Here is a 12,628-nt window from a genome sequence, read left to right on the forward strand (position 1 = left end):
TCCCTTAATTGATTTGAGTATCTATAAAAAATTTATTACTCTACAACCTTCCCAAAGCAATGAAACTCTACATTTCTTGGAACACTTATAGGCGCATATTTTTCATTAAGGGAAATAAGCTTAATTCCATCTCCACAAATAGAAATCTTTTTACAGTAGGAGTTATTTTCAAAGGCAAATACCCCAATTTCTCCATCCTCCAAAATGTCCTTTTTATGAATCCAAACTATTTGGCCATCTACAAAACGAGGCTCCATACTATCTCCTGAAATTCTAACTCCAAAGTCTGCTTCCATAGGAACATCACTACCTACTTCAATGATTTCACAGGAGTTGTCATCTAGATATTTACCAGTTCCTGCAGATACTGGTAAATCATAAAGAGGAAGCTTTCTCATATATATTACTTTTTCTTCTTTAACCTCATTACTATACATACCGCTGGCAATAAGGAGCGTTATGTATTCTTCTACCTTATTTTTACCCTCTTGATTTAGATTAGATAAAGGCGAGTCTACACTGCAATCCCCAAAGGTTCCTAGCACGTCACTAACCTTTAGTGCTTCACAAAGAGCTAAAAACTGATAAGCATTGGGAGTAGTATAATTAGTTTCCCACTTACTAACCTTTTGATTCGTCACATCTATACCTTTGTTTTTTATAAACTCAGCTACTTCATATTGGGATAAACCTATAGCTTCCCTTGTAGCTGTTATTTTTTCTCCTAGGGTCTTTTTCATAGTAGACACCTCCTTATGTTAATTGTATATTAGTGGAATGATAATTACAATATAAAAATATCATTATATGATACATAAAACTATTTACTTATCATATAATGATATATATAATGTTAATATATCATATATGGAGATGGTTTTATTTGGAACGAGTAATTTTACATTCAGATATTAATTCTTGCTATGCAAGTATTGAACTTTTGCATCATCCCGAGCTAAAAGGAAAACCAGTGGCAGTTGGTGGAGATCCTGAAGCTCGTCATGGAATTGTCCTTGCTAAGGATGAAATAGCAAAAAAATTTGGAGTGAAAACAGGAATGCCTTTGTGGCAGGCAAAACAGCTATGTCCTGGAATCATATTTTTGCCACCAAGGATGGATCTTTATCTAAGATTTTCTAGAATGGCCCATGAAATATATGGGCAGTACACAGATATGCAGCAGGCTTTTGGAATAGACGAAAGCTGGCTAGATGTAACAGGGAGCTGTGGGCTTTTTGGCAATGGCTTTGAAATAGCAAAGCAAATTAGCAATAGAATGAAGGAAGAATTAGGTATTACAGTTAGTATAGGAGTTTCATGGAATAAGATATTTGCAAAGCTTGGCTCCGATTATAAAAAGCCTGATGCTATAACTGTAATTTCAAAGGAAAATTATAAGAACATAGCTTGGTCTTTACCAGCTTCAGACCTTTTATATGTTGGTAGAAGCACCAATGCAAAACTTAAAAGCATAAACATAAATACTATTGGAGATATAGCCAAAACCCATCCTGATTTTCTTAAAAGGCATCTAGGGAAAATGGGACTTATTCTACATTCTTTCGCCAACGGTTATGACACTTCAGAAGTACTAGTTGAAAGTTATAGTGCTCCCATAAAATCTATAGGTAATAGCACTACTACGCCTAGGGATTTAGTTTGTGATGAAGATGTATGGCTTATTATAATAGTTTTATCTGAAAGTGTGACAAAACGACTTAGAGAAAATGGATTAAAATGTACCGTAGTTGAAATATCAGTTAGAGATACCAAGCTTTGCAGTTTTTCAAGGCAAAGGAAACTTCTAACTCCTACCAATATAACCAAGGAAGTTGCCCAGGCAGCCTTTAAGCTATTTAAAGAAAATTATAGCTTTAAAAATCCCGTAAGAAGTATTGGTGTAAGAGGTGCTGACCTTGTAATTGATACAATGCCAGTACAGACAGATTTATTTATGGACAATGAAAAAAGACTTAAACTGGAAAAAATAGATGAGGCTTTAGACCAAATTAGAAGACGTTTTGGATATAAGAGTATTCATAGAGCTATTATGTATACAGATAGGAATTTATCAAGGATTAATCCTTGTGAGGATCATACAATACATCCTCATGGTTATTTTTAGGAGGTAATTATGTCAAAGATTTATGTGGATGTTTTAGCAGAGTTTACAAAGGAAGGTGTATTAAAACCCAGAGAAATAATTTGGGAAGATGGCCGCCACTATGAAGTAGACAAAATAATAGACACAAAACCAGCTGCTAGCTTAAAAGCTGGAGGAGCCGGAATTAGATACACTTGCAAAATTCAAGGCCGTGAAAAGTACGTATTTTACGAATCAAATTACAAATGGTTTGTAGAGGGAAAGTAGATAAAATAACCCTTCATAACATAGAAATGTATTATGGAGGGTTTCATGGATGAATGTAAAATGCTCCCTACCTAAATCTCAATATGATATTTTTTTATGAAAATTAAGGATAGACTAAAATTAATCTATGGACTTTTTAATAATAAGAAATAGACTAGACTCATCTACTTCTTCAATGCTATAATCACTACCGAATTCCTCACCAAACTTTTTAAGTTCATCTTCAGAAAATGTATTAGCAACAAATCCGTCCTTACACACAATCATACCATCATGAGTTTTTTCCAAATCAATTTCTCCAAGTAGCCCCTTATCCGCCTGTTCATAGAACCAGGCTATACGATGATTCCAAAATTTAGGGCTGTATGTGCTAAAATAAGCCTTTCCTCCAGGAATAAGCACTTTCATACATTGTCTAATTAAATCCATAGGGTATCCTTTCATAGCTGATAAACCATTTTGTAAACATAATACCACATCAAATTCTTCACCAAATTTAAGGTCGTGGCCATCCATAACTTCAATACTACATTTAGGGCTTTCTTTTATATAATTCCTACCAAGTTCTACAGAGTCCTTTGAAATATCGATACCTACAAGCTTTGATGCAAAAGGTGCCAGTTCCTTAATTATACGTCCATAGCCTGTTCCAACCTCCAACACCTTCTCATTACCCTGTAAATTTTCACCCACAAATTTGATTTCTTCACCTAAATAACGCTTAATTCTTGGATATTTTGTATCATAAACCTTAAACAATTTTGTAGAATTTAAACTTTGTTCATAGTAATTAGACACAAATACACCTCCCAATTACTGTTTATATTATATAATTTTTTAATATTTCTCTTGGAGAATTAGTAAATTTATCACTTGCTCCCCAGTCAAATCTAAATAGTCCTTCACCACCACCAGCACCTATGCAGTGAACATGTGTAACATCATGAACATTATTTATGCATACTGTTAATGTAAGCCTGTTCCCTGCTCTATAGAAATGTTTTTCATAGACTATTACAATCATAGCATGAATATCATCAATATTTACAGCATGATAATCTATCCTTTCACCTGTAATACTTTCATTTACTATTCCTTTATCTAATAATTCAGCTACCTCACTTAAGCTTAAGTTAACATTAAAATTATCTCCAGTCATAAAATTCATCTCCCATAAAATATTTAATTAATTCAATTTGTATTTGTTTTACTATATATTTATGAAAAACCACTACCCTTAAATTCCTATTTATCTAATACCTTATAGTAATTTCCCCTTTTATTATAACATATTTTGTAATTAACCCTTGCTTAAAATATGGTATTTAATGAGTTAATGCTTTTTCTAGCAATATTAATTTCCATACTTAATCGTCTAAAAATATTCTCTTCTGTAAATTTGCCTGCCACACAAATAAACCTAGTTACCTACCCTATACAACAAAATTAATAATATTTCAGATTCAAGTTTTGATTACATTTTCATATAAAATAAGATAGACTTTTTCAGTCTACCTTATTTCCTTTCACTTTAATAATGATGATACATTCCTTAAATAAAATATATCTAAAACATGGAGGGCTCTTGTACAAGCTGTATAAAGTAGCAATCTATCCTCTTCATCCTTATACCTTAAATCACTGGCATTATATACCATAACCACATCAAATTCCAAACCCTTAGCAAGATATGCAGGAATAACTAAAATATCATTAACATACTCATCATCCTCACTTATAATCATTTTAATATTAATCCTATCCTTCAAATGATTGTAAACCCTCTGTGCCTCATCAACATTTTTTGTTATTATTCCTATGGAATTATGCCCATCACCCTTATGAACTTTTACCTCTTCCACTATTCTTTCATTTATATCTTCTTCCTCTAAAAGACCAGTTAATTTTGGCCACTCCCCACTTCTTTCCACGTATTCATCTTGAATTTCATCACTTAATATTTTTCGAGAAAATTTAGTTATTTCCATTGTAGATCTATAACTTTTAGTTAAATTTATTATAGAAGTATCCTCAGGTTTAAGTATATTTACAACATTGTTATAACTTCTAACATTCATATAAGGATTAATGGATTGAGATATATCGCCAAGGACTGTTTTATTTGCTTTGTTAAATAATTGATTAAAAATTTCATACTGCAATGGTGAATAATCTTGAGCCTCATCAATAATTACATACTTTACTTCTTCTGTTTTTGGAATATCACCTACAGCTCCTTTTATAAATAATAAAGCTATTTGATCTTCATAATTTATCTTTTTAGCCCCTAAATTCTCTAGGGTATATCTTTTAATTTCTCTAATACTTTCATTATCATATTTAATATTTATCATCTTTAAGAAGTGTTCTAAATCTTCATAAAAGGCTTTATAGCAATCCATCAAATCAAATTTAGTTTTTTCTTTCACCTCATTAACTATAGAATTAATGTCTCTATTTACTAAAGATTTACTTCTTTTAACTATTTCATCTTTATCTAAGTATTCACCGGATTCTTCCATTTCTTTTACTGCTTTATCAACCAATGTTTTTTCATAAGGTTCTATAACATATAGAATTCTTTGCTTTAGCTTTTCTAACCTTCTCTTAAGAGGAAGCCTCTTATAGTCCTTATAAAACAATTCCTGTATTTCCACTGCTGAAATTATAGTTTTCCCTCTTAAAGTAATATCTTTAAAATCTCTACCCACTTTCTCTAAGTGCTTTATATATATCTTTAATAAATTAACAAACTCAGCAGATGACTTAAATTTTAAGCTTTTAATCCTAATATCATAAGACTGCTCACTGTTATCACCAAAAATTGTCTCCATCATTGCACAATAATCTTCTTTATCTCCTACCTCCTCTAGAACTTTATGCATATATTCTTTAAAGGTAGTTTGAAGCATATTCTCTTCTCCAAGCTGAGGTAAAACATTAGAAATATAATCATTAAAAATATTATTTGGAGAAAATATTACTATGTTTTTAGATGTTATGGTATCACGATGCTTATATAATAAATATGCAATCCTATGAAGGGCAACGGAAGTCTTTCCACTCCCTGCAGGCCCCTGAACAATTAAATTTTTATATTTTTCATTACGAATTGCCTTGTTTTGCTCTCTTTGAATTGTAGTCACTATAGCCTTCATTTTATTATCGCTACTTTTACTTAATATATCTTGTAATACTTCATCATCTATTTTTATATTACTGTCAAACATATAATCAATCTTGCCATCACTAATTTTATATTGCCTTTTCATTGATATTTTGCCATTTATAATCCCATCAGGACATTTATAATTAGCACTTCCAATTTCATAATCATAAAACATACTAGAAACTGGTGCCCTCCAATCATATATAAAGAAATTAAAGTCTTCATCAATTAAATTAGAAATTCCAACATAATACTTTTCAGCTTTTTCTTCTCCCTCTTCCTCAAAATCCATTCTTGCAAAATAAGGAGATGAAATCATCTTCTCATATTTATCAACTAGCTTTCTTTCAAACTCATGGTTCCTCTTTTGAATTTTCATGGTATTAATAAACTGCATAAAATCTCCTATATGCTGCATACCATTTTCTACTGAAACAGCCCCAAGATTTTCCCATAATTCTCTTTGGGTTTCAATAGCTTCCTTTTTAAAATTATCTTTGGAGTTTTGCTTTTCTTTTAATTGCTTTTTTACTTCCCTAAGCACCTTTTCTAACCATTCCATTTCTACTAGCCATTCAGATTTATTTATTGACAAAATATCTCCTCCTTGTAATAAGCTTTAGCATTTTAGAATTAACATTGCTATTTTATCACATGTACCTTAAATTACCAGTCTATAATTACTTTGTTATATATGGTATAATTAAAGTGTAGAGATAGTATATTAAAACTTTCTAGCTTAAAAATAGTAAAAAGTGAAAAACTCCATTTATATGAAGTTTCTCACTCTTTATCATTTCTTCTCACTATACTAATTTTTCTTTTTATTTATTTTGTTTCTCAACAGATACACTTCACCCTAACTATTATAATTTGTGTTTTCCATTTAACCTCCCTATATTTATTCTACATAATTAAATAGTTATACCTGGAAACATGAAGTTCTTTTCAACTTCATTATATCCAAAAGATTTATATAAATTTATAGCACGTTTATTAAGTTCCCATACTTCTAGCTTTGTTTTATTTAAATTTTTTGACAAGAAATAATTAAATATATACTTAATTATAATTTTTGATATTCCTTTGCCACGTGCTTCTGATAAAACATATAAAGTTTCAATATAGCCGTAACCATCCTTTTCAAAGATTGTGCAACCACCTTGTATATTTCCATCAACTAAAAAATATAGATTTTTAAAATGCTTTTCCTTACTTTGTTCTAAAAGTGCATCTACATCTAAGGGTGATATAAAGATTTCATTATATATTGCACTATACTCCATAAGCTCCTTCTGAGAACTTAAATTTATCTCAGTTACTTCCACTTCAGTGAATGTATATTTAGGATTCTCTTCAATATCTGCTTCCATAATTATACTGTAGTTTTCATCAAAACTATTTTTAATATAGAAATCAAGCTTCTCATTGTTATATTCAAATCCAGAATATATTCTTGCTTTTAAGTCTGGTCTTTCCCTCTGAAGCTCTTTAGCCCTTAGGAATACCTTATCAAATAATTTTTGTTTAACTTCATCTTTTAAAAGCTTGTCTATATTAGATTCTATATCAATATCTATAAAGATAAGGTATGGTGTTTCATGGGCCTGATGATAATTTATATTAGGATATGTATAGGCACTTCCCAAATAGCTTCCATCATCACTAAAGGCTAAAAAAATATTTTCTTTACTATTACCGTACTGATCTTCCTTTGGATTTTTTATTTCAATACTCATTTTATCCCCCATTTTATTTTCTTTTTACTGGAATCCATAACTCACAACTATAATTAATATATTGATCATCATCCCAAAAATACTTTTCTATACATGGTCCTTCTATTTGTTCAAATCCTGATGATGGAAACCATTCTGAATATATTAGCCTCCATAAATCTGCTATGGCAAGGGTATTCAAGTTATCTCCCCTGCCATCGAAAACAGCCCATGTACATGAAGGTATGTTTACTATTTTATATTCATTAGGTATATCTTTATCAGGAACTTTCCACCCCATCATATATTTTCTACTTCCATCTTCTTTAAAATCATAATGAATTCCATAAAGTATATTCATTTTAGAATATCCTAAAAATTCATTAATCTTAAGATGGGTTCCATCCTCCCAAATTTTATCACAAAATTCTGGTATCTCTTTATACAATGCATTATCTATTAATGTAGTTAAAAAATCCACTCCAAAAAATTTAAATTCATCTTGTTTAACTATTCTATAATTAATTTCGCATTCCCCTTTAATTGATATTTGAAATGAGAGTTTTGGAAATGATTTAAGTCTTGTATTGCCCTTTTTTATCATAGAAGGTGTTGAACCATGAAGTCTTTGAAAAGCTTTAGTAAACGTATCTGGACTTTCATAACCATATTTAGCAGCTACATCAATAATCTTTACATTTTTAGAAGATAACTCTTCACCAGCGAGTGTTAGCCTACGATTTCTAATATATTCTGTTAAAGTAACCCCAGTTAATGCATGAAACATTCTTTGAAAATGGTAACGTGATGTAAATGCAACCTTCGCTATTTCATCAATACTTATATTTGAACCTAAATTATCTTCAATATATTCAATTGCATTATTAATATCCTTAATTATTTCCAAAATTCTAACCTCCATTAAAGTATATAGTAACAAAGGATTTTATTCCCGTCTTACTGTGCTTTGTTTTGTCCATACTAATTTGATTATATTAATTTATTAATTACCTTATATTCTGTTAGTTCTTTGCCAAAGATGAAAAAATTCATTAAATTTAACTTCTTATTTATATTTTAAATACAACTTAATTTTTCACATATTATCAAATTTTTACTTAATTCTTATTATACATTACTTTAAAATTGAATTGAATGGTTTCTTGAGCTTCATGTGACAAGTCTATAATCATTTCTTTTTCACCCATTGGAAAACAATAGTAAATTCATGTTATAATTAATTTGAAATTGTAATTTAATGTGAATCAACTTTATTTTGAATAAATATCAGAACAAAGGCTTTTCTAAAACATATTCTTAATCTAAATTACATTATGATAGGAGTGAATTATATTGGAAAATAAAATAAAAGTGCATTTCATGGGTATATGCGGAAGTGGTGCTGCACCTATAGCAATTATTGCAAAGAACATGGGGTTTGATGTTTCAGGATGTGACTTGAATATATCAGGATATTATAAAGATGCTCTTTTACAAAATAATATAGATATTTTAAAAGGTCACGATTCAAGCCATATACAGGATATTGATATCTTAGCTATATCACCTGCCATTTTAGATATTTCACCGGATCATCCAGAAATACTTGAAGCTAAAAGAAGAGGAATTTTAATGACATGGCAGGAGTTTTCAGCTAAATATGTGCAAAATGAAAAGTTTGTTGTTTCCATTGCAGGTACCCATGGTAAATCTACAACTACAATTTTAATGGGACTTGTTTTGGAAAATGGTGGTCTAGATCCAATTGTTGAAGCCGGAACAACCTTTAAGAATTGGGGTGGTGGATACAGGTTAGGAAAGTCAGATTACTTTGTATGTGAAGCTGATGAATTCAATAATAATTTTTTAAATTATAGTCCTTCAATAGCTGTAATAAACAATGTGGAAATGGATCATCCAGAGTTTTTCAAGGATATAAATCATGTTAAGGATTCTTTTAAAAACTTTATAGAAAGGCTTAAAGGTCCAAAAATTTTAGTTGTTAATGAAGATAGTACAGCTATTAGAGAAATATTATGTGAGTTAAGACATTGGCTAAATGAAGAAGGAGTAAAAGTTATTGGATATTATATAGATAATAAGCTCGAATTTCCTTTTTACATGGAGTATAAAGCAGAATTGACTTCAAACACCCCTGAATATTCCTCCTTTAAAGTAGTAAATGGAGATAAAGAATATAATTTTAACCTTGGACTTATCGGTAAGCATAACGTTGAAAACTCTTTAGGGGTGTTAATTACTGCCCTAGAGTTAGGTGTTGATATAGATGCAATAAAGAATTCATTTAAAAATTTCAAAGGAATAGGAAGAAGACTAGAATTAGTAGCAGATATTGATGATATTAAGATTTTTGATGACTTTGCTCATCATCCTACAGCAGTAGCAACTACCTTAGATTCAATTAAACTTAGTTATCCAGGAAAAAAGGTTTTCGCTGTCTTTGAACCACATCAACTTTCAAGAACAAAGCTGTTTTTTAATGAGTTTGCTATAGCATTAAAAAAGGCAGATAGAGTTATTATTACAAATCCCTTCTTAGGACGAGAAGCAAATAAAAACATAGAGCCAGTTAATTTAGATATGCTATGTAGTGAAATAGATATAAATAAAGCTGAGTATATAAAAAGCTCTGATAAAATATGTAGTAAACTCCTTAATGAAGCTAAAAGTGGAGATATAATTATAGTTTTTGGAGCGGGTGAATCTTATAAATTATCTAGAAAAATTATTAATGTATTAAAAGAATAAAATAATAAGGTGTGTAATAAATTCAACATAATTTATTACACGCCCTATTTGCTTTAATTATAACTCAACTCATATGCGTTCGCTGAGTAAGTTCTACTAATTAAATATGAAATTTGAAGCATAACTCAAATGTAACTCTACTCATATGCGTTCAAATATAGCAATCATTCCTTTTATAACACTTTCTTAGGATTCTTAGCTATAAACATTCCGCTAGATTTAGGTATATCAATACTTCCTTCTCTTAAAATTATATCTTCCAAATATCTGTAAAAATCCTGTACTTTGCTCTCCGTCATTATATCCTGTATGTTCACATGTCCATCTAATGATAGAACATAATCCGCTAAAGGCTTTGCTTCTGTTATATGAAGGGAATCTTCATATACTAAAGTTTCAACAGAATCAAAATGCTTTGATAACTGCTCTGCCCCATTTTCTATACCAAATTCCTTTGCAACAGAAAAGGATTCATAATCAAGTTGAGAATCAAAATTTCTCACTAAGTCTTTTAGTCCCTTCATATTATAAAGACTATTGGTAGTAGCATAAAAAGTTCCATCTGCTTTAAGTATACGGGCAATTTCACTGATTGCTAAATCTCTATTTTCCACATGGTAAAGCATATGATTTGCAATGGCACACTGAAATGAATTGTCTTCATATTCAATATTTTGTATATCACTAACAGAATAATCAAATACTTCATCAATTCCTAAAAGGTTATCTTTTGCTGATCTCAACATACCTTCTGACAAATCTGTGAGAATCACCTGGATATCCTTTGGTATCCTATTTTTATTATTAGCCCATGTACTTCCATTCCCACATCCAAATTCAATAACTTTATCATTAGGCTTAAACTTATATTGATCAAATACCCAATTAAACCATCCATATTTATTTGTACTAAAACCATCATGTAAAGCTTGTCTGGCTTTTAAATTCTTATCTGAATTATACTGTCCCCTAACTATATCTCTGTCATTTGCTCTAGACACATAATCACTCCATTCCTATCATTCAACATTAAAACCTGACCTTTGTCATTACAGCCTCTCCCATTCATCCCCCCTTTCCATCAGGCAGATACAATCAGATTGTGTTCATAACTTGTTTATGTCTCCCTGGGGACTTTTCGAAGTAGCTTGTAACTTAGGTTACTACAATATTATTTAAACATATAAAATAGAAATGGTATCTCCATCTCTTCTTTACTTGCTCCACCATGCATTCCTAGGAATGTAACTTCAAATATATCTTTTTCATACCACCAAACAGTATTATTTTCTTTAGGCAATATAACTAAATTTCCAACTCTCTCTAATAACTTTTCACTAGGAACTCCAAATAAGCCTTTATCTTTTAAATCTTCAAATAGATATACTTGTGCTATTTCATATAACTCCTTTTCAAGAATAGTCTTTAACTCTATCAAATATTTCTCCTCTACATGCAGAAATAAATCTCTACAATATCCTGATGGTGACATGATATCATTGTTTTTATTTTTCTTTAAATACTTCTCTATATCAGGAATTAGTTTATTAATATAATATGGATTTTTTAGATCAATATCAATTTGACCATGGTCTGCAGAAATTATAATAGCAGTATTACTAAACTTATCTTTTCCTTCTTCATAAAACCTATCTAAATTTTTAAATAAATTACCCATAACTATTTTAAATTCTTCTGATTGATTTCCTTTTGCATGAGCTATAGCATCAATGTCATGTAAATAAACATAAAAATATTCTTTATCATCATTCTTTAATAAATCCTTTGATAATGATTTAAACAAATCTTCATTTGTGTCATAACCCTTTAAATTAGCATCCCTACATGTGAATCTAGTATAGGTACTATTATTTATATGACTAGGTTGATAAACAGTACTTTTTATTCCATGGTTTAATAATTCTTTAAAAAAGCTTTTTTGTGGTATAAAGTCACTGGGTTTTATATTTTTCCTTGTTAAGGTTTCATTATATTTATTTCTTGCTTCCTTAAATAAAAATGATGTTACTATATCATCAGCTTTTGGTTCATAATAAAACCACTCATAAAGTCCATGTTCATAAACTGATTCACCAGATAATGCTGTTGTTACATGTGCTGTTGTAGTAGATGGGAATTGTGAAGTTAATTTTGAAACTACACCGCTCTTTTCTAATTTACATAAAAATTTAGAATGCTCTTTATATTTATCGTAAAAACACCATCCAAAAGCATCCGTTAGAAAAAACACTATTTTATTAGGTTTCTCATTGCTATTTCCGATAACATCACTAGGAAGTTTTTTATCTGAATCAATATTAAATAAATCTTTTATAGTTCCACAAATATTAGAAAAACAGTAACTATCATATAAAGGAATTGTCAGTCCACTAATATTACTTTTATTAACTTGGTTTATTGAATTTGTATTTATCATATACTCACCTCTCAACTTTGAGTTTACAAATATATTTTAAAACTTCCATTTATTTCTTTCAAGCTCTATGCATCTTATTTCTACATTATAGAAACCGATTTCTGCAAATATCACTATATATTAATACGTAATTATATATTAATAACGGGATACCATATTAGAGT

Annotated in this window: 11 protein-coding genes; 3 read left to right on the plus strand and 8 right to left on the minus strand. The window is 29.9% G+C overall.

The features are described from left to right. Positions 1 to 35: 35 nt before the first annotated feature. The gene (locus tag B3Z56_RS15455; protein WP_346879137.1) at positions 36 to 740 is read right to left on the minus strand and encodes a S24 family peptidase; all 705 of its coding nucleotides are present in this window, start codon (positions 738 to 740) and stop codon (positions 36 to 38) included. Between the two features lie 110 nt (positions 741 to 850). On the opposite strand from B3Z56_RS15455, the gene B3Z56_RS15460 reads away from it, so the two are divergent. Next, positions 851 to 2,125, plus strand: coding sequence for a DNA polymerase thumb domain-containing protein (locus B3Z56_RS15460; protein ID WP_346879138.1), 1,275 nt, complete (start codon positions 851 to 853; stop codon positions 2,123 to 2,125). Positions 2,126 to 2,134: 9 nt separating this feature from the next. Continuing rightward, entirely contained in the window at positions 2,135 to 2,371 is a 237-nt protein-coding gene (locus B3Z56_RS15465; RefSeq protein ID WP_346879139.1) for a hypothetical protein, read from the plus strand. A gap of 120 nt (positions 2,372 to 2,491) precedes the next feature. On the opposite strand, the gene B3Z56_RS15470 is transcribed toward B3Z56_RS15465, so the two are convergent. From B3Z56_RS15470 to B3Z56_RS15490, 5 genes are all read right to left on the minus strand, one after another. Next, the gene (locus B3Z56_RS15470; RefSeq protein ID WP_346879140.1) at positions 2,492 to 3,169 is read right to left on the minus strand and encodes a class I SAM-dependent methyltransferase; all 678 of its coding nucleotides are present in this window, start codon (positions 3,167 to 3,169) and stop codon (positions 2,492 to 2,494) included. Positions 3,170 to 3,191: 22 nt separating this feature from the next. Continuing rightward, on the minus strand, positions 3,192 to 3,530 hold the full coding sequence (locus tag B3Z56_RS15475) for a DUF6054 family protein (RefSeq protein ID WP_035135426.1): 339 nt from the start codon (positions 3,528 to 3,530) through the stop codon (positions 3,192 to 3,194). Positions 3,531 to 3,897: 367 nt separating this feature from the next. Then, positions 3,898 to 6,135, minus strand: a complete 2,238-nt coding sequence (helD, locus tag B3Z56_RS15480; RefSeq protein WP_346879141.1) for an RNA polymerase recycling motor HelD — start codon at positions 6,133 to 6,135, stop codon at positions 3,898 to 3,900. Between the two features lie 319 nt (positions 6,136 to 6,454). Beyond that, positions 6,455 to 7,279 carry a GNAT family N-acetyltransferase gene (locus tag B3Z56_RS15485; protein ID WP_346879142.1) on the minus strand — a complete coding sequence of 275 codons (825 nt, stop codon included), beginning with the start codon at positions 7,277 to 7,279 and terminating at the stop codon, positions 6,455 to 6,457. Positions 7,280 to 7,292: 13 nt separating this feature from the next. Then, complete coding sequence (locus tag B3Z56_RS15490) at positions 7,293 to 8,165, minus strand: AraC family transcriptional regulator (protein WP_346879143.1); 873 nt, start codon at positions 8,163 to 8,165, stop codon at positions 7,293 to 7,295. Between the two features lie 446 nt (positions 8,166 to 8,611). On the opposite strand from B3Z56_RS15490, the gene murC reads away from it, so the two are divergent. Beyond that, positions 8,612 to 10,027 carry a UDP-N-acetylmuramate--L-alanine ligase gene (gene murC / locus B3Z56_RS15495; RefSeq protein WP_346876864.1) on the plus strand — a complete coding sequence of 472 codons (1,416 nt, stop codon included), beginning with the start codon at positions 8,612 to 8,614 and terminating at the stop codon, positions 10,025 to 10,027. A 173-nt stretch (positions 10,028 to 10,200) separates the two neighbouring features. Here the strand turns inward: murC and B3Z56_RS15500 are convergent, their stop codons facing one another. Together B3Z56_RS15500 and B3Z56_RS15505 are read right to left on the minus strand one after the other, a co-directional pair. Beyond that, on the minus strand, positions 10,201 to 11,028 hold the full coding sequence (locus tag B3Z56_RS15500) for a class I SAM-dependent methyltransferase (RefSeq protein ID WP_346879144.1): 828 nt from the start codon (positions 11,026 to 11,028) through the stop codon (positions 10,201 to 10,203). Between the two features lie 170 nt (positions 11,029 to 11,198). Next, positions 11,199 to 12,464, minus strand: coding sequence for an alkaline phosphatase family protein (locus tag B3Z56_RS15505; RefSeq protein WP_346879145.1), 1,266 nt, complete (start codon positions 12,462 to 12,464; stop codon positions 11,199 to 11,201). Positions 12,465 to 12,628: the final 164 nt, after the last annotated feature.

Origin of the sequence: Clostridium sp. UBA7791 (genome assembly GCF_002480755.1) — a bacterium.
In the GTDB taxonomy this organism is placed as follows: Bacteria; Bacillota; Clostridia; order Clostridiales; family Clostridiaceae; genus Clostridium_J; species Clostridium_J sulfidigenes.